21 protein-coding genes and 2 pseudogenes are annotated in these 19,265 nt (G+C 66.5%); 6 read left to right on the top strand and 17 right to left on the bottom strand.

Annotated elements, in window-relative coordinates; translation table 11 throughout:
* Window positions 1-239 precede the first annotated feature (239 nt).
* Window positions 240-986, top strand: coding sequence for a hypothetical protein (locus tag FHY03_RS09415; RefSeq protein WP_183930304.1), 747 nt, complete (start codon window positions 240-242; stop codon window positions 984-986).
* A 342-nt stretch (window positions 987-1,328) separates the two neighbouring features.
* Here FHY03_RS09415 and FHY03_RS09410 read toward each other — a convergent pair whose 3' ends face one another.
* The 11 genes from FHY03_RS09410 to FHY03_RS09360 all read right to left on the bottom strand — a co-directional run bounded on the left by FHY03_RS09410 (window position 1,329) and on the right by FHY03_RS09360 (window position 7,483).
* On the bottom strand, window positions 1,329-2,069 hold the full coding sequence (locus tag FHY03_RS09410) for a sulfite exporter TauE/SafE family protein (protein WP_183930302.1): 741 nt from the start codon (window positions 2,067-2,069) through the stop codon (window positions 1,329-1,331).
* 8 nt (window positions 2,070-2,077) lie between these two features.
* Entirely contained in the window at window positions 2,078-2,614 is a 537-nt protein-coding gene (locus FHY03_RS09405; protein ID WP_183930300.1) for a chromate transporter, read from the bottom strand.
* Window positions 2,611-3,183, bottom strand: coding sequence for a chromate transporter (locus FHY03_RS09400; RefSeq protein ID WP_183930298.1), 573 nt, complete (start codon window positions 3,181-3,183; stop codon window positions 2,611-2,613). The genes FHY03_RS09405 and FHY03_RS09400 overlap by 4 nt, the downstream gene beginning before the upstream one ends.
* Before the next feature lie 65 nt (window positions 3,184-3,248).
* Window positions 3,249-4,001 carry an arsenical resistance protein ArsH gene (arsH, locus tag FHY03_RS09395; protein WP_183930296.1) on the bottom strand — a complete coding sequence of 251 codons (753 nt, stop codon included), beginning with the start codon at window positions 3,999-4,001 and terminating at the stop codon, window positions 3,249-3,251.
* Window positions 4,001-4,435: an arsenic resistance N-acetyltransferase ArsN2 gene (gene arsN2, locus FHY03_RS09390; RefSeq protein WP_409314167.1), complete on the bottom strand. Its 435-nt coding sequence runs from the start codon at window positions 4,433-4,435 to the stop codon at window positions 4,001-4,003. The genes arsH and arsN2 overlap by 1 nt, the downstream gene beginning before the upstream one ends.
* Entirely contained in the window at window positions 4,432-4,755 is a 324-nt protein-coding gene (locus FHY03_RS09385) for a YnfA family protein (RefSeq protein WP_183930288.1), read from the bottom strand. Before FHY03_RS09385 ends, arsN2 begins: the two co-directional genes overlap by 4 nt.
* Window positions 4,752-6,038 (bottom strand): arsenic transporter, encoded by a 1,287-nt coding sequence (locus tag FHY03_RS09380; protein ID WP_183930287.1) that lies wholly within the window; start codon window positions 6,036-6,038, stop codon window positions 4,752-4,754. Before FHY03_RS09380 ends, FHY03_RS09385 begins: the two co-directional genes overlap by 4 nt.
* Window positions 6,038-6,466 (bottom strand): arsenate reductase (glutaredoxin), encoded by a 429-nt coding sequence (arsC, locus tag FHY03_RS09375; RefSeq protein WP_183930286.1) that lies wholly within the window; start codon window positions 6,464-6,466, stop codon window positions 6,038-6,040. Before arsC ends, FHY03_RS09380 begins: the two co-directional genes overlap by 1 nt.
* Window positions 6,467-6,477: 11 nt before the next feature.
* On the bottom strand, window positions 6,478-6,810 hold the full coding sequence (locus FHY03_RS09370) for a helix-turn-helix transcriptional regulator (protein WP_183930437.1): 333 nt from the start codon (window positions 6,808-6,810) through the stop codon (window positions 6,478-6,480).
* Between the two features lie 105 nt (window positions 6,811-6,915).
* On the bottom strand, window positions 6,916-7,098 hold the full coding sequence (locus FHY03_RS09365; protein ID WP_183930285.1) for a hypothetical protein: 183 nt from the start codon (window positions 7,096-7,098) through the stop codon (window positions 6,916-6,918).
* Between the two features lie 40 nt (window positions 7,099-7,138).
* Window positions 7,139-7,483 (bottom strand): hypothetical protein, encoded by a 345-nt coding sequence (locus FHY03_RS09360; protein WP_183930284.1) that lies wholly within the window; start codon window positions 7,481-7,483, stop codon window positions 7,139-7,141.
* 183 nt (window positions 7,484-7,666) lie between these two features.
* Here FHY03_RS09360 and FHY03_RS09355 point away from each other — a divergent pair.
* Window positions 7,667-9,463: pseudogene (locus FHY03_RS09355) on the top strand (TonB-dependent receptor plug domain-containing protein); the annotation flags it as partial.
* Between the two features lie 32 nt (window positions 9,464-9,495).
* Here FHY03_RS09355 and FHY03_RS21020 read toward each other — a convergent pair.
* Window positions 9,496-10,158, bottom strand: a complete 663-nt coding sequence (locus FHY03_RS21020; protein ID WP_311721354.1) for a cation transporter — start codon at window positions 10,156-10,158, stop codon at window positions 9,496-9,498.
* A 136-nt stretch (window positions 10,159-10,294) separates the two neighbouring features.
* Here FHY03_RS21020 and FHY03_RS09350 point away from each other — a divergent pair, with 136 nt between their 5' ends.
* Window positions 10,295-10,705 (top strand): helix-turn-helix domain-containing protein, encoded by a 411-nt coding sequence (locus FHY03_RS09350; protein WP_183930283.1) that lies wholly within the window; start codon window positions 10,295-10,297, stop codon window positions 10,703-10,705.
* Between the two features lie 222 nt (window positions 10,706-10,927).
* Here FHY03_RS09350 and FHY03_RS09345 read toward each other — a convergent pair.
* From FHY03_RS09345 to FHY03_RS09330, 4 genes and pseudogenes are all read right to left on the bottom strand, one after another.
* Window positions 10,928-11,543, bottom strand: a pseudogene (locus tag FHY03_RS09345) (recombinase family protein).
* Window positions 11,544-11,726: 183 nt separating this feature from the next.
* Window positions 11,727-11,990 carry a hypothetical protein gene (locus FHY03_RS09340; protein ID WP_183930281.1) on the bottom strand — a complete coding sequence of 88 codons (264 nt, stop codon included), beginning with the start codon at window positions 11,988-11,990 and terminating at the stop codon, window positions 11,727-11,729.
* On the bottom strand, window positions 11,983-12,381 hold the full coding sequence (locus FHY03_RS09335; RefSeq protein ID WP_183930279.1) for an HIRAN domain-containing protein: 399 nt from the start codon (window positions 12,379-12,381) through the stop codon (window positions 11,983-11,985). Before FHY03_RS09335 ends, FHY03_RS09340 begins: the two co-directional genes overlap by 8 nt.
* A 28-nt stretch (window positions 12,382-12,409) precedes the next feature.
* The gene (locus FHY03_RS09330) at window positions 12,410-13,048 is read right to left on the bottom strand and encodes a S24 family peptidase (RefSeq protein ID WP_096343120.1); all 639 of its coding nucleotides are present in this window, start codon (window positions 13,046-13,048) and stop codon (window positions 12,410-12,412) included.
* Window positions 13,049-13,134: 86 nt separating this feature from the next.
* On the opposite strand from FHY03_RS09330, the gene FHY03_RS09325 reads away from it, so the two are divergent.
* A complete protein-coding gene (locus tag FHY03_RS09325) occupies window positions 13,135-13,317 on the top strand; it encodes a hypothetical protein (RefSeq protein WP_096342216.1) in 183 nt (60 codons plus the stop codon).
* A gap of 28 nt (window positions 13,318-13,345) precedes the next feature.
* Here FHY03_RS09325 and FHY03_RS09320 read toward each other — a convergent pair whose 3' ends face one another.
* Entirely contained in the window at window positions 13,346-13,960 is a 615-nt protein-coding gene (locus FHY03_RS09320; protein WP_183930277.1) for a lytic transglycosylase domain-containing protein, read from the bottom strand.
* A 129-nt stretch (window positions 13,961-14,089) separates the two neighbouring features.
* On the opposite strand from FHY03_RS09320, the gene FHY03_RS09315 reads away from it, so the two are divergent.
* The gene (locus tag FHY03_RS09315) at window positions 14,090-14,974 is read left to right on the top strand and encodes a toprim domain-containing protein (protein ID WP_183930275.1); all 885 of its coding nucleotides are present in this window, start codon (window positions 14,090-14,092) and stop codon (window positions 14,972-14,974) included.
* 68 nt (window positions 14,975-15,042) lie between these two features.
* Complete coding sequence (locus FHY03_RS09310; RefSeq protein WP_183930273.1) at window positions 15,043-19,257, top strand: strawberry notch-like NTP hydrolase domain-containing protein; 4,215 nt, start codon at window positions 15,043-15,045, stop codon at window positions 19,255-19,257.
* Window positions 19,258-19,265: the final 8 nt, after the last annotated feature.

The raw sequence follows: 19,265 nt of genomic DNA, 5'->3' as shown, positions 1-19,265 counted from the left end.
TGCTCTTCCGAAAACTGCTTCCGCTTCATTCCGTCCGTCCCTTCGAGGGGCCGGTCTCTAGTTCCAGATGGATGAAGAAACGGGGGTCACGTCACGGAAGGTGCCTGCTGTTGGCTATTGTCTCGATCGTGCTAGCGATCGGGCAACCTAGAGCGGTGTCAGGTTGAGCGGAATCGTTGGGTGGATTCCCAGTTGGCGGGTCGTGTGATTCATAGGCCGCCGTCACGAGGGAGGCGGCGATGGGCTGGCAATTTGGGCAGAGCTACTCGCAGGACTTGCGCGATCCTGTCCTCGGCGCGGTGGACGGCGGCACGTCCGTCAGAGTGGCGGCGGCAACGTTCGGGGTGATCATCGCGTATATCTGCAAGGTGCTGATGCGGCGTCGGTTGACCGGCAGTGCCGAAACCAACCCGAACCGTGGCCATCACCCGCGCAAGCTCTCGGACGAACAGGAAGACGCGCTGACGGTGCATATTGCTCGCGTCCCGGCATCACGCCGGCGTAGGTGCAACCCTGGCTGCTGGCCAAACATGGTGTGCAACTCAGCAGCGGCGCGGCCTGGAATGCGGTGCAGCGGCTCGGACTGTCGTTTAAAAAGAGCGCTGCGCGCCGCCGAACAGGACCGGCCCGACGTCGCGGCAAGACGCAATCTGTGGCGAGCAGCGCAGCCGTTCATCGACCCTGAGAGCCTCGTCATTTTCGACGAGACCGGCGTCAACATTAAGTTGGCGCGAGCATACGGCTGGGCGCCGGTGGGCGAACGATGCCGCGACAGCATGCCCTTCGGGCACTGGAAGACCCGTTCGGGCACTGGAATTGGAGATAGCCTTCGCCAAGCTCAAGACGCTGCTGCGACAGGAACCGGCAAGGACCGTCTACGGCCTCATCCAGCACATAGGCAGTTTGCTCGATCGATTCCTGCCGATCGAATGCGCCAACTTCTTCCACGCCGCCGGCTAACAACGCTCAATCTAAAAATGCTCTAGGTTTAATCAGGTTTGGCGGACACCCGCGTGGCCCAGAACTGGCGGAGATCAGCCATTCTCTTCCTGGATGAATGACCTTATCGTGTGCTCAGCTTTTTGTCTAAGATTGGCCTGGAAAGCGCAAAGGTCGTGCAATGCGCGACGAGCGTGACGCCGTCTCCCGCTCGGCATTCCCACACACGATCGAGAAATGGGAATGCCGAACGCTTCCCGAAACCCGCCGCCATTGCGGAAGTGAGAAAGCGAAGCCCTTAAGCCTAGGTGTCACAACCGTTCGGTTGTGACACCAATCTTCGGAAACCGGAGCCCTGCCGGCGCTGCAAGCAAGTCTGTACGACGCGATCAGGTCAGGATTAGCTTCCCCGCCGCGACCAGCAGCACGATACCCAGGGCCTGAAGAAGACGTTGTGCGGGTAGACGTGCCACGCCCAGCGATGTCCCGATCACCGCGCCGATCGCCACCGACAGCATGAACCAGGGCAATTCGGGCGGCAGATGGCCGACGCTCGACAGATTGCCGGCAAGGCCGGCAATCGAGTTCGCCAGAATGAATACAGCCGCGATGCCGCTCGCCATCCGCGCGCTCGACCAGCCCGCCATGATGAGCAGCGGGCTCAGGAAGATGCCGCCCCCAGTGCCAGTCAGGCCGGAGAGCAGCCCGATCGCGGCGCCGCTCGCGACCCCGGCAGCAGGCGGCGGTGTCGTGATTTCGTCCTGTCGTTTCATCGGTCGCGGCCAGAGCAGTCGCACGCCGGCGATCAGGAGAACGATGCCGATCAGCGGCCGGTAGGTTGCGCCCGGCAAGGTGATGCGACCACCAAGGAAGGCGAGCGGTAGCGACCCGAGCAGAAAGGGGAGCAGGCGTCGCCCGTCGAACTGGCCGGCGCGGATGAACTGCCACGAGGTGAATGAGGCGACCATGATGTTCATGACCAGCGCAGCCGGTCGGATCGTCGCCGGAGCGAGGCCGAACAGCGCCATGATGGCGATGTAGGCCGACGCCCCGGCGTGCCCGACCGAGGTATAGAGCAGAGCGCCCAGCCCGAGCAGGGCGCAGATTGCGAGCAGGGTGTAGGTGTCCAACGGATAGTCTAGTGGAAGAGGGGAACGGCACCGATCGCCGAGGCGGTCAGCGACGTGAGCGCAGCGCCGAGGATGATCCACAGCGTGTCGAGTTTGGTGGTGAACAGCAACGCCAGGCTTACCAGTGCGATGACGATCGTGACCGGATCGGTCAGCCCGTCCCGGGCGAGCGGGATTGCAGCGGCGAGCAGCAGCCCGGCGCTGGCGATCACCACGGTCTGGAGGACGGAGCGCACGCGGGGGTGCTCCATCCGTCTGCCGACAAGGTGGACCAGCGGGATGATGAGCCCCGCCGGCGTCACCATTGCCAGCCACCCGGCGATGGCGCCGGGGATGCCGGCGACGAAATAGCCGACGCTGACGACATAGAGCCCGACCGGACCGGGCGAGCTGCGCGTGATGACGACGGCTTCGTTGAGCTGCTTGTCGGTCAGGGCGTGATGATGGGCGACGAGCGAGTCCTGGACGACCGGCAGCGAGGCGAGCCCGGCGAACGCTGTGCACGTCGCCTTGAGCAGGATCAGATAGAGCAGGACGATGTTCATGCGCGGACCGGGGGCAGGATCGCGCCCAGCACGGCCGCGCCCAGCAGCACCTCGATCGCGGGGATGCCCGCCACGACGTAGAGCAGGAATGCAGCCGTCGCGATGGCGACGACCCGCAGCCGCGATCCGGGTCGATAGTGCGGGTGCGCGATCGTCCAGCACGTCTTGACGGTGATCGCCACGGCCGCGGCGATCGCGCCGTGGATCGCCGCCTGCGCCAGGCCGTTGCCCTCCGCCTCGGTGAACAGCGCGCTCGCGACAACGACGATCAGGGTGCAGGGGACGGAGGCGGCGAGCAGCGCCACGATCGCGCCGGGATAGCCGCGCAGCAGCCATCCGATGCCAGTGCAGAAGGCCAGGACGTTGGTGCCAGGTGTCAGGCGAGCGAGGCTGAAGCACAGCGTAAAGGCATCGGCATCGATCCAGCGTCGCCGATCCAGCAGCTCGCGATGCAGCGTGCCCACCGTCGCGCTACCGCCGCCCAGCGTGAAATTGCCGTAGCGGGCGAACACGTCTGCAATGGCAAGTAGTCCCGGGCGGCCCCGTGATTGTGTTTCCGGATCGATCATATTCGGGTTTGTGCCATGACGTGGCCGATGCGGCTATGATCGTCCCGCGACATGCCTATGACACGTCAGGACGAGCGCTGTGCTTCGGTCGCGATGCTCGACAGATCAGTCGTTGCGTCGATCGGTATGCCGGCCTCTTTCCTTTCCGAGTAGCGATCGACGAGATGTTCGGTGTGCGGACGCAGCAGCACCGTAAAGCGGACCAGCTCCTCCATCACGTCCACGATCCGGTCATAGTAACTGGACGGCTTCATGCGCCCGGCGTCATCGAACTCGTTGAACGCCTTGGCGACGCTCGACTGGTTCGGGATCGTCACCATTCGCATCCAGCGACCCAGCACGCGCAGGGTATTGACGCTGTTGAACGACTGCGATCCGGCCGACACCTGCATGACCGCGAGCGTGCGCCCCTGTGTCGGGCGCATCCCGCCCATCGACAGCGGCAGATGATCGATTTGCAGCTTCATGATGCCGGTGATCTGACCGTGACGTTCCGGGCTGCACCACACCTGACCTTCCGACCATAAAGACAGCTCGCGCAGCTCATGGACGGCCGGATGATCGTCGCCGGCATGTTGATCGGGCAGCGGCAGGGTGGACGGGTCGAAGATGCGTATCTCGCAGCCGAAGAACCGGAGCAACCGCGCCGCTTCCTCGACGCACAGGCGGGAATAGGATCGCTCGCGGAGTGATCCATAGAGGAGGAGGATGCGCGGCGCGGGTTCTAGCGGGCCGAGCCCCAGCGCCGGCCGCTGAACGGCATAGGCCGGATCGAGCGCTGGCAGGGTATCGGGTTCAGTGAGGGTGCGGAGCGGCATCAGATGGCTTTCACGAGATAGGCGGCCGATGCGGGGCAGAGCGCGGTAAACTCGCGCGATGCGGCGACAGCCGGAGGAGCAGCGCCGCGATCGGCGTCGGCATAGCCGAGCGTTCGGAAAAACGGCGCGGCCGTCGTCGTCAGCAGATGCAGGCGTTCCACTCCGAGGTTGCGCGCCTGTCTTTCGAGGGTGGCGACCAATGCCCGCCCGAGGCCATGCCCCCGGCGATCGGGGAGTACGACGATCGAGCGAAGCAGGCGGTCAGCCCCTCCACCCTCCAGGCCGCCATAACCCACGAGGCTATCGGCCTCGAAATGGAAGAACAGGCGGCCGGGATCAGCGAGATCGGCGCTGGGCAGGTTCGCGGTTTCGAGGAACGATGCCAGCTTGGCGATTTCATCGGGACCAAGCGATGTGGCAGTCAGCTCCATCATGCCCCCCGCGGGCCAAGAAGGATGACGCAGGTTCCGACAAGACACAGGGCCGCACCGCCCACGTCCCATCGATCGGGCCGAACGCCCTCGACGCCCCATAGCCAGAGTAGCGAGGCGCAGATGTAGATGCCGCCATAGGCGGCATAGGCACGGCCCGCCGCGTCGCTGTCTACGCGAGTCAGGAGCCAGGCGAACAGGATCAGCGAAGCGATGCCGGGCGCCAGCCACACGGGCGACTTTCCCATACGAAGCCAGGCCCAGAAGGCAAAGCATCCAGCAATTTCCGCGAGCGCCGCGCCAATGTAGATCAATGCCGTCATCCGATCGTGATCCTCGACGCCAGCGCCGCAAGCGTGATGAGCAGAACCGGCACGGTCAGTGTGACCCCGACCCGGAAATAATAGCCCCACCCGATCCGAACGCCCTTCTGCCCCAGGACATGCAGCCACAGCAGCGTGGCGAGTGAGCCGATCGGCGTCAGCTTGGGGCCGAGATCGCAGCCGATGACGTTGGCGTAGATCATCGCTTCCTTGACCGCCCCTGTCGCATGCGTGGCGTCGATCGACAGCGCGCCTACCAGCACGGTTGGCATGTTGTTCATTACCGACGACAGGACGGCCGCGATCACGCCCGTTCCCAGCGCTGCGCTCCACACGCCGCCTTGTGCGGTGCGGTCGAGCAGCGCCGCCAGATGGTCGGTCAGGCCGGCGTTCCGCAGGCCATAAACGACCAGGTACATGCCGAGCGAAAATATGACGACCTGCCACGGCGCGCCGCGCAGCACCTTGCCTGTCTGGATGACATGGCCCCGCCCCGCGATCACCAGCAGCAGGATCGCGCCGGCAGCGGCGACGGCGCTGACCGGCACGCCGAGCGGTTCGAGCAGGAAGAAGCCGGCGAGCAGCAGGGCAAGGACGATCCATCCGGCGCGGAAGGTCGCGGCGTCACGGATAGCGGCACCGGGCGCACGTAGCGCGGTCACATCGTAATCTCGCGGGATATCACGTCGGAAGAATATGAGCAGCGCGCCCAGCGTAGCCGCGATCGACATTAGATCGACCGGCACCATCACGGCCGCATATTCGCCGAACCCGATCTTGAAGAAGTCGGCCGACACGATGTTGACGAGGTTCGACACGACCAGCGGCAGGCTGGCGGTGTCGGCGATGAACCCGGCCGCCATGACGAAGGCCAGCGTCGCCTTGTCCTTGAACCCCAGCGCGCGCAGCATGGCGATGACGATCGGCGTCAGGATCAGTGCCGCGCCGTCGTTGGCGAACAGCGCGGACACCGCCGCGCCGAGCAGCACGATCAGAACGAATAGCCGGCGACCATGCCCCCTGCCCCAGCGCGCGACATGGAGTGCCGCCCATTCGAAGAACCCGGCCTCATCGAGCAGCAGGCTGATGACGATGATCGCGACGAACGCGGCTGTCGCGTTCCAGACGATGCCCCATACTACCGGCACGTCGGACAGGGTGACGACACCCGCGAGCAGCGCCACGATCGCCCCGCCCATCGCGCTCCACCCGATGCCGAGGCCCTTCGGTTGCCAGATGACGAGCGTGATCGTCGCGACGAAGATCAGGAGGGCAAGGAGCATCAGGCGACGCGCTGGCCCGAAGCGTCCACCACCTGTTCGCCGTCTTCCTTGGCGAACGCGGCGAGCTGGCCGCTCGGCAGCAGATCGAGGACGGCTTCGGACGGCCGGCACAACTTCACGCCGAGCGGCGAGACGACCAGCGGCCGGTTGATGAGGATCGGATGCGCCATCATCGCATCCACCAACACGTCGTCGGACAGCGCCGTGTCGCCCAGGCCCAACTCCGCATAGGGCGTCCCCTTCTCGCGTAGCAGCTCGCGGGGCGTCATGCCGGCGCGATCGATCAACTCGACTAGCAGCGCGCGCGAGGGCGGAGTTTTCAGATACTCGACGACATGCGGCTCGATGCCGGCGTTGCGGATCATCGCCAGCGCGTTGTGCGACGTGCCGCACTCGGGGTTGTGATAGATGACGATATCGACGGCCACGGGGCGTCCTTTCAGCAGCAGGGGGCGAGTTCGGCGACGAGCGGCGCGCACAGCTCCGCATTGCCGGCGCAGCAATCCTTGACGAGGAACAGCGTCAGCGCGCGCAGGCCGTCCAGATCGGCACGGTAGATGATCGAGCGGCTATGCCGTTCAGAGCGGACCAGGCCGGCGCGCGCGAGGATGCCGAGATGCGCCGACATGGTGTTCTGCGGCACGTCGAGCGCCCGCGCGATATCGCCCGCCGCCATGCCGTCCGGTTCGTGACGCACCAACAGGCGGAACACGTCGAGCCGCGTCCCTTGGGCGAGCGCGCCTAGCGCAGCGATTGCCGACTCATTTTCCATATATCTAGCATCGTGGATATATAAGGGTAGTCTAGTGGTGGCTTCACGCTCGATATGGCGCGCCATGAAAACGGGGGGCGGTCGCCCGCCCCCCGTCCCTTCGTCTTACTTCATGTTCGGCATGGCGTGGCCGGCGTGATCGCCGCCCTTCGCCTTGTCGCCATGATCGCAGCAGTCAGCACCGTCCTTGCAGCACGCCATATCGGCGCAGCAATTCGCGACCGCGGCGAAGGCGCCCGTCGAGAGCGTGAGGGCGAAAGCGGCGCTGATGAGCTTGAACTTGGTCATGGTATTCTCCGTGTAGATTCGTGTGAGGTCAGGTTCGACGTCACGCGGTCTGCGGAGGGGGCGTTGCCGGTGCGCTGGTAAGTCCGAGCAGCCCGGTATGGGCGACCGCCCAAGGAGACAGCGGCACGAACAGCATCGGTTCGACGTGCGCAACCGTCTCGCCGGGCATCGCCGCGCACGGCGTGGCGCAGGCCGAGGGCGGGATTTTCTTGATCGGAACGTGGCCTGGGGTGTTGGCGCAATCCATCGCCGCGGACGCGACCGGCGTCGCGGCCATCGCCATCGTCTCGCAGAGCGGGCCGAGCCGCACGAGCATCATCACCGCCAGGACGACGATCGTGGCGGTGTGGACGAGCCGGAAAAGCGGGAAGGCCCGGAGCGACATGGCGGTGTCGTAGATCGACCAGGGACCGCGCACAACGGTCCTGACCAATACAGTGTTGACCTTGTAGTGGCTACAGCCCTTATGGGCCGTCCCTCACAAGCGTCCCGATGATCGCGACGCCCATGCAGGGGTAGCGTTTTGCCGTACAGAGCAGGCGACAGGATTTTGATAGCGTCGCCCATCGTGTTTGCGGTCCTATGCCTGACAGCGAACGCTGCGGCGGCACAGGATCGACCAACCGTAGCTGTGCCGCCGACGTCCACCGAGGAAGCTGATGAGGGCGAGGACATCGTGGTCCAGGCTACCCGCACCGGTCGCCGGGTGCAGGACGAGCCGATCCGCGTCGAGGTGTTGAACCGGGAAGAGGTCGAGGAGAAAATCCTCATGCAGCCCGGTAACATCTCCATGCTGGTGAACGAGACGCCCGGTCTGCGCGTCCAGGTTACGTCGCCGGCGCTGGGGGCGGCGAACGTCCGGGTGCAGGGCCTGAAAGGTCGCTACACGCAAATCCTCGCCGATGGATTGCCGCTCTACGGCGGGCAGACGCCATCGATCGGCCTTCTACAAATACCGCCTACCGACCTTGGACAGGTCGAGATCATCAAGGGTGCGGCATCCGCGCTCTACGGCCCATCGGCGCTGGGCGGCGTCATCAATCTCGTGTCGCGCCGACCTTCGCCGGCACAATTGGGTGAGTTGCTGGTGAACGCGACCAGCCGGGGCGGGCAGGACGTGACCGGCTACAATTCCGGTCCGCTGACAGAGGCGATCGGCTACTCGCTGACCGGCGGGTTCAACCGGCAGTCCGCCCAGGATATCGACGGCGACGGTTGGGCGAACATTCCCGGCTATGATCGCTGGACGTTCCGACCGCGGCTGTTCTGGGACGGTGCGGGCGGCGCGAAAGCCTATCTGACGGTCGGGGCGCTCGCCGAGCAGCGCCGCGGCGGCACACTGCCCGGCCGCGTCGTGCCGGACGGTTCGACCTTCGCCCAGGATCAGCGCAGCCGGCGATTTGACGCCGGCCTCAACGCCCAGGCGCCGATCGAGGGCGTCGGTACGCTCTATCTGCGCGCGTCGGGCGTAACGCAGACCCATCGGCACACCTTCGGCGACGTGATCGAGAACGACCGCCACAACACCGTCCTGACCGAGGCATCGCTGGGCGGCGGCACCGGCGACACGACCTGGCTCGCCGGTGCCGCCTACCAGGTGGACAGCTATCGCTCGCGGACCTTCCCGGCTTTCGACTACACCTATCGAGTGCCCGCGCTGTTCGTGCAGGCCGAGCAGAAGGTGTCGGCGGACCTGACGCTTGCGGGCAGCGCGCGCCTCGACGACCATAGCGAATACTGTACGCGCGTCAGTCCGCGCGTGTCGGCGCTGTTCAGGCCCGGCCCTTTCACCGTGCGCGCGTCGCTGGGTCGCGGCTTCTATGCGCCGACCCCGTTCATCGAGGAAGTGGAGGCGGCAGGGTTGTCGCGGATCGAGCCGCTACGGGGCTTGCGCGCCGAAACGGCCGACACCGCCTCGATCGACTTCGGTTATGCGCACGGGCCGATCGAGGCGAGCCTGACGCTGTTCGGGTCGAACATCGACCATGCCGTCCAGCTCCGCGATGTGAGCGCCACCCGCGCCGAACTGGTCAACGCCGATGGCGTGACGCGCTCGCGCGGGGCCGAGCTGCTGCTGCGCTACCGTCTAAACGCCATCACCTTCACCGGAAGCTATGTCCGCACCGACGCGCGCGAACCGAACCCGGACGGCATCGGCCGGCGAGCCGTTCCCCTCACTCCGCGCAATACCGCCGGGCTGACAGCGGTGTGGGAGAAGCACGAGCGCGGCCGGATCGGGCTGGAGGCCTATTATACCGGCCGCCAGAGCCTTGAGGACGACCCCTATCGCAGCCGAAGCCGTCCCTATGTCGAGCTGGGCGCGATGGGCGAGCTGAAGCTGGGTAAGGTCAGCCTGTTCCTCAACGCCGAGAACCTGCTGAACTTCCGCCAGACCCGCTACGATCCGCTGCTGCTGCCCCGGCGCGCGCCGGACGGGGCGTGGACGGTCGATGCCTGGGGTCCGCTGGACGGCCGCACCATCAACGGCGGCGTCCGCTTCCGGTTCGGCGGGGATTGAGCCAGCTCGACACGCGCCTTTCGGATGATCTGCCAGCCCCCGAAGACGCCGAGGCCTGCGAGGATCGCGGCGACCGCGATATCCGGCCAGCCGGTGCCGGTGCCGAATACGCCGAACGCCGCGGCGACGACGGCGACGTTGCCGATCGCGTCGTTGCGCGAGCATATCCAGACCGACTGCCGGTTGGCGTCGCCGCCTCGATGCCGCCAGAGCAGCGCGGCGCAAACCATGTTGGCGATCAGCGCCGCCACGCCCACAACCCCCATCGTCTCCGCGCCCGGCAGCGTGCCCGACGCCGCCATCCAGACGGTATAGCCCAGCACCCACAAGCCGAGCAGGAGCAGGGAGACGCCCTTCGCGAGCGCGGCGCGCGCTCGCCAGTGCAGCGCCATCCCCGCAACGCCGAGGCTGATTGCGTAGTTCGCGGCATCACCGAGAAAGTCGAGCGCGTCCGCCTTGAGCGAGGCGGAATGCGCGGCCACGCCGGCGACGACCTCGACGCCGAACATGCCGGCGTTGATGGCAAGCGCGATCCACAGCACGCGCCGCCATGCGCGGTCGTCGTCCCTGTCGGTTGGAGCGGCACAGCCGCCGCAGCATCCTCCTGCCATGTCGCCACCTCTTGAAGCCGAGCGCGACACCCCATCTAGTGTCTGTAGCAGCTACAGGGTCAAGGTGATGGCGCTGACGATCGGCGATCTGGGCAAGGCGACCAACACCAAGGTCGAAACGGTTCGCTATTACGAGCGCATCGGCTTGTTGCCGAAGCCATCCCGCAGCACGGGCAACTACCGCACCTATGGCGCGGCCGAGTTGGGCCGTCTGTCCTTTATCCGACGCGCGCGCGACCTCGGCTTCTCGCTCGATCAGGTACGCGCTCTGCTGGGTCTGTCCGACGATCGGACGTGCGACTGTGCCGGCATCGACCGTATCGCCAACGAGCATCTGCGCGAGGTGGATCGCAAGCTCGCCGATCTGACCGCCCTTCGCCGCGAACTGAAGGCGGTGATCGACTCCTGCGACGGCGGCACAGTCGCTGAGTGCCGGATCATTGAGGCATTGGGACCAGCGGCCTTACCGAACGCCTGAGGTGTCAGAACCGTCCGGTTGTGACACCTGCCCTCTGCGCCAGCATTCCCAACGCCTAAAAAGTGCCGAAATCCTGTGTCAGAACCGGAGGATGGGATTGGCTATGCGGAGGTGACCCGCGCTGACGCCCAGAATCTCGCTCCGCAGCTTAGCGCGGCGCCCGGTAAATGATGAGTGATGCAATACAAACCAAGATGATCGGCAGGTGGGACATCTTAACACTCAGCCGCCCTGCTCGGCCTGAGTAGCTCTCGAGCGATGGAGTGGGGTCACGCGCTTGACGTGGGCGATGCTACATCCAGCGAGCTCCGCGGTTTTCGCGATGCTCATGCCCGTCTCCCGCAGACCTACGATGGGTCGATGGTGGGCGAGATCCGGCTTACGGCCGGTGTAACGCCCCGCCCTCTTCGCGACTTCGATGCCCTCGCGCTGCCGCTCGCGCCGTGTTTCGTAGTCGTCGCGCGCCGTCTGCAGCGCGACGGCAACAGCATGTCCTGCACTGCTTCCAGCACAATGCGCGCCACACCCGCGCTGTCGGCTACCAGGTCAGACAGGTCCACGATGCCCGGCACCGCCAGCCGCGCGCCCCTGTCTCGAATCATCCCCACCAACAGTTCGGCTTCTGGGAGCGGTAGGCGGCTGATGCGGTCGATCTTCTCGGCTACCACCACCTCGCCGGGCAGAAGGTCGGCCACCATGCGCAGCAACTCCGGCCGGTCTGGTCGTGCGCCTGACGCCCTTGCCGGTAGACCGCAGCAACGTAGAAGCCTGCCGCACGCGCGCCAGTTACGATGCTTTCCTGACGCGTGAGGTCCTGTTCGTTCGTGCTCACCCGCAGATATACCCAACGCCTTCACCTGGCTGCCTACCACCTGCTCATCACTCCTGCCCGGCGTTCTTGGGTATACCCGGATGAGCTACGCAGTGGGACGGCAGCTCAGAGCCGGTAGTGCCGATGCTGCCGAGCTTAGCCAAGCAAGCCGAACCTAGTGAGCTAGACAGCTATCCCGATGAGCGATCGTCAGTGCACGCTTGACCGGGCCAGCTCGGCCAAGGCATTGATCACGACCACCCAGCGCGCGGCGGCGGTCGAGCTTTCCTTCTCCCGCACCTCCTCCAGATAGCCGTCTGCCCAGGCGATCGCCTCGGACAAGCCGAGATCGCGGCGCAGATCGATTGCGATCGCCCACGCCTCCTCAAGTATCGGTTGTACCGCTGAGCCACTTGGAGGGTGGTTCCCGGGCGTGTGCTGGCCTTCAACGGCAAGAGAAGCGAGGTCAGTCATCAGGGTAGATCTCGTCTGGCCAGAACTCGACCGTGGCCGGATCTGGTGGTGTGGCACGGGTCGCGTCCGCGGGCGGCAAAACGGGATGGTCGCCGTCGAACCCGATCCGGATGGCAGCACCGGCAGGCGTGGCGGCCTGGAAGATCGCCTCGATCGGGCGGCCGTTGCGCAGCATGCCGCCGATCCAGGGAGCGCGGTCTGCGGTCAGATAGCCGATCTGGACGTTTCGGCTGCTGAACACCGCAATGGCATTCGGGTCCGCCGGGTTCTTTGGCTCAGGAATCAGCTCGATCGGTTCGCCGGGCACGCAAAGCAGGGTCTCGAAGCGCCGATTGCCACCATCCGCATTGGGATGGTTCGCGCCGACGACGTGTAGGCTCATCTGCTTCATGCTGACACCTGTGACCGGGCTGGCCCGATCAGCTCAGCGTGCGGCCGAACCATAGCACCCGTCCCACGATGTCGATCCGGCTGGGATTGATGTCCTGCCAACTCGGATAGTCGGGATTGTCGCTCCTGATCGAGATGCCGCGACCCGAGGGCTGCCGCGCCAGCCGCTTGACCATCAGGCTATCGTCCAGCCGCAGGACGTAGATGCCGTCGCGTAGCCGGCTCACCCCATCCTTGCGGTCAACCAGGACGTCGTCGCCATCGGCGAGCGTCGGCGCCATCGAGTCGCCCTTGACCTGGATGATCGACAGACCATCGGCCGAGCCCTTGGTGCGCTCGCGAAGCCAGCGCGGATCGAAGCCGATCGACGTGCGGCGCGCCTCGCCAAAATCGGCAGCCCCGTAGCCGGCCGAGGCGTAGACATCGAGCACCGGCACCTGCTGCAGCGTCGGCTTCTCCCACTCCTGTGGGCCGCCGAGCACCGTCTCCTTGACCCCGAAATAGCTGGCGAGAAGGCGGCGATCCTTTTCATCGAGGCGCTTGGGCGTCCCCCGCTTGATGAACTGCTGGATGTAGGCCGGATTGCGCCCGAGCATGCGCGACAGCGCGGCATACTCCTCCTTGCGCTCTTCGATGAGCCGCTGGAGCGCTTCGCGCGGGTGTTCGATCGTGGCGAGCATCATAGGGGATTTCCTACAGCACTAATCACGCAGTATGGAACATAACAGGAACGGAGTAAAGCGAGTCGCGACGCATGGACGGGGATCTGCTGCCGAGGATCGAAGTTTTTCTGACACGGGTGGGCCTCAGCCCCACGCGGTTCGGCCGCCTCGTCGTCCACGATCCTCGGTTCGTGTTCGACCTCCGGGCGGGCCGCCGGCCACGTCGGCGCGTTCACGCCCATGTGCATGCCTGGTTGCTGCAGAACGGCGCGTGAGCCGGGGCTGTCGAGGGAATCGCGCATGTCAGAAGCTCCCCAGCCGCCAAGCTGACAGGACCTTGCGCACATAGGTCGGGGTCTCGCTGTTGGCGGGAATGCCGCGCGCCCGCATGACCGCCGCAGGCCCAGCATTGTAGGCGGCCAGCGCCAGCGTCACCGACCCGAACTTGTCGAGCATGGCTCTCAGGAAGCGAGCTCCACCATCGACGTTCATGCGCGCGTCGAATGGATCGAGGACACCCAGCGCCCGCGCCGTCGCGGGCATCAGCTGCGCCAAACCCATGGCCCCAGCGCGACTGACCACGCCGGGCTGGTAGGCTGATTCAACCGCGATCAGTGCATCGAGCAAACCGTTCGGCAGCGCGTGGCGAAGCTCGGCGGCACGGATAAACGCGAGGAACCGCTCGCGTCCTCTCGGCGGTGCGGCTCTCGTTACAGAGACGGTCATGACTGGGGGATCGGCGGCCGCAGCAGAAAATGATCGTGCTGCGGCCGTCCGGTGCTCGATCAGCTCGAAAACGGCAGCTGAAGCATCGTCCGCCTCAGCTGAACTCAATCCCGCGTCAGTGTGCTGCGCCAGTGCGGGTGAAGCGCAGGCCAGCAGCACTGCCGCGGCGGGGAAGAAGGTTCGGATCATCATCGCCTCGCATCATGCATTTTCCTCTTCCTCGAATCGGAACATAGTGCGAACGTGCTGCTGTAGGAAAGCGCTAAGCTGAAGGGAGTGGAGGCGGCGGCGCGGGGCGCGTCACAGACAGCGAGAGCCCTTATGACCTTTCACGATCCCCACCTCGCCAGCGGCGCCGACAGCGGTCGCACCATTGTCGAGGCGCTCGGCGGCCACTGGACGCCCCGGGGCGGCATGTGCCGCTGCCCGGCACATGCCGATGCGACGCCGTCCCTCAGCGTCCGCCCGGGTCGAAGGAGACTGCTGTTCCATTGCTTCGCCGGCTGCGAGACACGCGATGTGCTCGACGCGATCGCGGCGCTCCGCCTTCCCGGCGGTGCGCGCGTGGTGTTCGGCACAGACGAGCCAATCGACACACGAAAGCCCGCAGTGGAGCGGCTCTGGTCCGAGGCACGCCCGCTCCGTGAAAGCCCTGCATCGCGCTATCTGGCGGGACGCGGGCTTACCGGGACTTCGGCGCTTCGTTTCCACCCACGAACGCCTCAGGGACGGCATCCCCTCACACGCTTCTTGCCGGCCATGATCGCGGCTGTGACTGACGAGACCGGGCTCGTCGCCGTGCACCGGACGTTCCTCAGTCGGGATGGACTATCCCTCTCCTCCCGCCAGCCGGCACGTGCCGCGCTGGGATCACTCGGCAGCGGTCTCGTCCGCCTCGTGTCGGCGAGCAATCGCCTCGGCTTGGCGGAAGGTATCGAAACCGCCCTCTCCGCCTGTCGACTCTTTGGCGTGCCCTGCTGGGCCACGCTCGGAGCCGAACGCTTCAAGCGGATCACTCTTCCCGCGTCGGTCACGGAGATCATTCTGTTTCTCGACCATGATGCCGCCGGGCACCAAGCCGAGACGGTGGCGCGCGAGCGCTTCGCCGGCCGGCGTATCGAGGCCCGCTACCCGGCCCAGCCCGGTGCGGACTGGAACGATGTCCTGCGCGCACCTCCGCGGGGCAGGATGACGACCGGACGATAGAGGGGAGGAGATCGGACACTTCGTGCCCCGACGTCGGCGCTGGAGCCGGCCGGGCCGGAGTCTCTGCCATGACCGCTGCCGCGCTTCGCCTCGAAGCTCCTGCCGATCCCGTCCTCGCCGTCGCGCATCGCCTTTGCGACTTCCTCCAGGCCGGCGAGGTGATCGACGCCCGCCTGCTGCGGGACCTGCTTGCCTCCGCGACAGGCCGCTCCGCCGCCGATGGCGGCTGGTCGATGCGCCACGCCTACGATGCGCTCGAACTCGCGCAAGTGCTCTGGTTGGGGTCAGCCGGTGCGGGCGTGGACCTCTCCAGCCCGTCGGTCGCGCTGGACGCTCTGATCGATCTGGGCCGCCGGCTGCCGACACAGACGGTGCGCACCGAAGACCAGCTCGTCTTCCAGCAATTCTCCACCCCTGCCCCGATCGCGTGGGCGATGAGCGTGGCGGCACAACTCCGCTCCTCCGACACCGTGCTCGAACCCTCCGCCGGCACCGGATTGCTCGTCTGGCCAGCGGCGAAGCTCGGGGCCGCCCTCGTGCTGAACGAGATCGATCCCGGTCGCCGACACTGTCTCCAACTGGCTTTTCCACAGGCCCGGATCAGCGATCACGACGGCGAACTCGTCGACGATCTGCTGCCGGTCGATGTCCAAGCCGACATTCTCCTGATCAACCCGCCCTTTGCGCGCTCCTTCGGCCGCCCGGTCGACCGGCATGCGGCCGCTCGGCACCTCCAAGCCAGCCTCCGCCGCCTCAAAAGCTGCGGACGCGCGGTTGCGATCATGCCGACCTGGTTCGACCGCCAGATGCTTGGATCGGAAGCGACCATCCGCCTTGATGCGGTTCTGCCCCGCGGCCTGTACGTGAAACACGGAACCGGCATTGCCGTCCGCCTGCTGGTCCTCGACAAGCTTCCGGCCGCTGATGAGGGTCCAGCCGAGCTGGAGATGCCCGACTTACCAGCGTTGCTGGACGCTATCCAACACCTGCCTGCTCGCGCGCGCCCGAGCGACCCGATGCCGCCTACTCCGCGCACGCGGCTGTCTCTGTTCCGCCGCCAGTCACAAACCCCGACGCCGCGCCCACAGCCGGGCGCTGTCGAGCCCGACGGTGAGCAGCCGATCGAGGTGGTGACCCTCGATGATCCCGCACCAGAAGGCGAGCCGGCCGGCATCTACATGGCATGGCGCCCAAGCCGCCTGGCGCTGCCCGGGGCCGCAGAGCATCCGACGCCGCTCGTCGAATCGCTCGCCATGGGATCGATCGCCGCGCCCAAGCCGGCCTACCAGCCTCTCCTGCCCTCCGGCGTCGTGCGCCAAGCCCTGCTGTCGGCCGCGCAGCTCGAGACGCTCGTCTATGCTGGCGGTGCCTTCGAGCGCGACCTGCCCGGCCACTTCGTCGCGGACGAGGCCGGCACCGACCTCACGATGGCGAAGGACGGGATCGCCTATCGACAGGGCTTCTTCCTCGGCGACGGCACCGGTGCCGGCAAGGGCCGGCAGATTGCCGGCATCATCCGCGATCAGTGGGCGCGGGGGCGCAAGCGGCACATCTGGCTCAGCAAGAACGAGGCGCTGCTCGAGGACGCGCGGCGCGACTGGAGCGCGCTCGGCGGCATGAGCCTCGACGTGCAGCCGCTTTCGCAGTGGAAGCTCGGCGCGCCCATCACGCTCGACGAGGGCATCCTCTTCGTGACCTATCCGACGCTCCGCTCGGGACGGGAGGAGGTCACCCGTCTCCAGCAGATCCTCGACTGGGCGGGCGAAAGCTTCGAGGGCGTAATCGCGTTCGACGAGGCGCACGCGCTCGCCAACGCCGCCGGCGGCGAGGGTTCGCGCGGTCGCATCAAGGGCTCGGAACAGGGCCTCGCTGGTTTGCGGCTCCAGAACCGCCTACCCCGCGCCCGCGTCCTCTATGTCTCGGCGACGGGCGCATCGGACGTCGCCAACCTGAGCTACGCCAGCCGGCTCGGCCTGTGGGGCCCCGGCACCGCCTTTGCCACCCGCGAGGCGTTCATCACCGGTGTCCGCGCCGGCGGCATTGCCGCGATGGAGCTCGTCGCGCGCGACCTGAAGGCGCTCGGCCTCTACACCGCGCGGGCGCTCTCGTTCGCCGGTGTCGAATATGATCTCCTGGAGCATGCGCTCACCTCCGAGCAGGTCCGCGTCTACGACGCCTACGCCGAGGCCTGGGCGATCATTCATCGCAATCTCGGCGCCGCGCTCGAAGTCACCCGCGTGGTCGACAGCGCGTCCGGCTCGACCCTAAACGCCAATGCCAAGTCGGCCGCGCTCTCCCGCTTCGAGAGCGTCAAGCAGCGCTTCTTCGCCCAGCTCTTGCTCTCGGCCAAGCTGCCCAGCCTGCTGCCGGCGATCGCGACCGATCTGGAGCACGGGAACGCGGTTGTGGTGCAGCTCGTCTCGACGTCCGAAGCCATGCTCGACCGCCGGCTCGCCGACCTAGATCCAGCCGAACGCGAGACGCTCGAGATCGACCTTTCGCCGCGCGAATATGTCGTCGACTATCTGGTCCGCGCTTTCCCGACGCGGCAGATGCGGGTCTTCACCGATCCTGACCGCAACGTCCGCTCCGAACCCATGGTCGATGACCAGGGCCATTCCGTTCACTGCCGGGCCGCGATCGAGGCGCGGGACAGCATGGTCGAGCAGCTCTGTGCGCTGCCGCCGGTCGCCACCGCCCTCGACGCCATTCTCGAGCGGTTCGGCACCGACCGTGTCGCCGAGGTGACCGGCCGCACCCGGCGGCTCGTGCTCGATCGCGCCGGCCAGCAGCGGCTCGAACGCCGGTCGCCGCGCAGCAACCTCGCTGAAGCGCAGGCCTTCATGGACGGCAGCAAGAAGCTGCTCGTGTTCAGCGACGCGGGCGGCACCGGCCGGAGCTACCATGCGTGCCTCAAGGCCAGGAACCAGGCACGCCGCATCCACTATCTGCTCGAACCCGGCTGGCGCGCCGATGCCGCCATCCAGGGGCTCGGGCGGACGCACCGAAGCGCACAGGCGTCCGCCCCCTTGTTCCGGCCGGTCACCACCGACGTGCGCGGCGAACGCCGGTTCATCTCGACCATCGCGCGTCGGCTCGATGCGCTCGGCGCGCTGACCCGGGGGCAGCGGCAGACCGGCGGCCAGAACCTCTTCAACCCGGCCGACAACCTCGAGAGCGACTATGCCAAGGACGCCCTCACGAACTGGTACCGGTTGCTTTTCGCCGGCAAGCTTCGGTCGATCACCTGCGCGGACTTCCAGGAGCGATCCGGGCTCGCGCTCGAAGCCGAAGGCGGCGGCTTGCGCGACGATCTGCCGCCGATCCAGCGCTGGCTTAACCGGCTCCTCGCCTTTCCGATCGCGCTCCAGAATGCGATCTTCGAGGAGTATCTCGGGCTCGTCGAGGCACGGGTCGCCGCGGCGCGCGACGCGGGAACCCTCGACCTCGGTGTCGAGACGCTCCTAGTCGAGACATTGACCGTCAGCGATGACCGTATACTGCGGACCGATCCGTCGAGCGGTGCGACGAGCCATCTCCTCACCCTCGATCTCGAACGGCGGCCCCGCCCGCTCCGGTTTGAGGCGGCCCTGCGGCTCGCCGAGCGTGACGGCGCGTGCCTCCTCGTCAACGATCGCTCGGGCCGCCCGGCGGTCCGCTTGCATGCACGAAACCTCCTCACCGAAGAGGGGCTGCCGCTCCGCCGCTACGAGCTGGTCCGGCCTCTCCGCCGCGAGCATATCGGCCATGGCCATTTCGAGGAAACGCACTGGCGTCCCGCTGACAGCACGGCTTTCGCTGCGGCATGGAACGCTGAGGTCGAGGAGGCGACGGCATCGACGCAGAGCGAAACGATGCATCTCGCGACCGGATTGCTTCTGCCGATCTGGGATGCCTTGCCCGATGACCATGTCCAGGTGCTGCGGGTCGTCGACGAGAAGGGCCGCTCGCTCCTCGGCAGGCCCGTTCCCGCGGCCGCCGTCTCTGAGCTGGGTCGCCGCTTCGGCCTGGACCTCGACCACGCCGTTCCGTTTCCGGCGATGGTGTCCGGCGTGCTGGAGACCGGCCGGTCCTGCGAAATCCCCGGCACGCTCTCGGTCCAGCTGAAGCGCTCGCTGGTGGGTGGCGAACGGCGGCTCGAACTCGCCGGCTTCGATCCTGCCCGCCTTGGGGAACTCAAGGCACTCGGCTGCTTCACCGAGATCATCCGCTACCAGACGCGGTTGTTCGTCCCCGTGACCAGGGCGGCGGAGATCGTCGAGCGCCTGTCCGCTGGCCGATGAGCAGTCGA

Origin of the sequence: Sphingomonas sp. BK345 (assembly GCF_014193845.1) — a bacterium.
Taxonomy (GTDB): Bacteria; Pseudomonadota; Alphaproteobacteria; order Sphingomonadales; family Sphingomonadaceae; genus Sphingomonas.
The sequence above is the reverse complement of the archived record's forward strand: the minus strand, read 5'-3'. Positions and strand labels throughout refer to the sequence as shown.

Bases quoted from the DNA above. Each gene is read 5' to 3' on its own strand.
- FHY03_RS09415 (WP_183930304.1), top strand. From the start codon at position 240: ATGGGCTGGCAATTTGGGCAGAGCTACTCGCAGGACTTGCGCGATCCT.
- FHY03_RS09405 (WP_183930300.1), bottom strand. From the start codon at position 2,614: ATGAACATCGTCCTGCTCTATCTGATCCTGCTCAAGGCGACGTGCACA.
- FHY03_RS09400 (WP_183930298.1), bottom strand. From the start codon at position 3,183: ATGATCGATCCGGAAACACAATCACGGGGCCGCCCGGGACTACTTGCC.
- arsH (WP_183930296.1), bottom strand. From the start codon at position 4,001: ATGCCGCTCCGCACCCTCACTGAACCCGATACCCTGCCAGCGCTCGAT.
- arsN2 (WP_409314167.1), bottom strand. From the start codon at position 4,435: ATGATGGAGCTGACTGCCACATCGCTTGGTCCCGATGAAATCGCCAAG.
- FHY03_RS09385 (WP_183930288.1), bottom strand. From the start codon at position 4,755: ATGACGGCATTGATCTACATTGGCGCGGCGCTCGCGGAAATTGCTGGA.
- FHY03_RS09380 (WP_183930287.1), bottom strand. From the start codon at position 6,038: ATGCTCCTTGCCCTCCTGATCTTCGTCGCGACGATCACGCTCGTCATC.
- FHY03_RS09370 (WP_183930437.1), bottom strand. From the start codon at position 6,810: ATGGAAAATGAGTCGGCAATCGCTGCGCTAGGCGCGCTCGCCCAAGGG.
- FHY03_RS09365 (WP_183930285.1), bottom strand. From the start codon at position 7,098: ATGACCAAGTTCAAGCTCATCAGCGCCGCTTTCGCCCTCACGCTCTCG.
- FHY03_RS09360 (WP_183930284.1), bottom strand. From the start codon at position 7,483: ATGTCGCTCCGGGCCTTCCCGCTTTTCCGGCTCGTCCACACCGCCACG.
- FHY03_RS09350 (WP_183930283.1), top strand. From the start codon at position 10,295: ATGGCGCTGACGATCGGCGATCTGGGCAAGGCGACCAACACCAAGGTC.
- FHY03_RS09340 (WP_183930281.1), bottom strand. From the start codon at position 11,990: ATGACTGACCTCGCTTCTCTTGCCGTTGAAGGCCAGCACACGCCCGGG.
- FHY03_RS09335 (WP_183930279.1), bottom strand. From the start codon at position 12,381: ATGAAGCAGATGAGCCTACACGTCGTCGGCGCGAACCATCCCAATGCG.
- FHY03_RS09325 (WP_096342216.1), top strand. From the start codon at position 13,135: ATGGACGGGGATCTGCTGCCGAGGATCGAAGTTTTTCTGACACGGGTG.
- FHY03_RS09320 (WP_183930277.1), bottom strand. From the start codon at position 13,960: ATGATGATCCGAACCTTCTTCCCCGCCGCGGCAGTGCTGCTGGCCTGC.
- FHY03_RS09315 (WP_183930275.1), top strand. From the start codon at position 14,090: ATGACCTTTCACGATCCCCACCTCGCCAGCGGCGCCGACAGCGGTCGC.
- FHY03_RS09310 (WP_183930273.1), top strand. From the start codon at position 15,043: ATGACCGCTGCCGCGCTTCGCCTCGAAGCTCCTGCCGATCCCGTCCTC.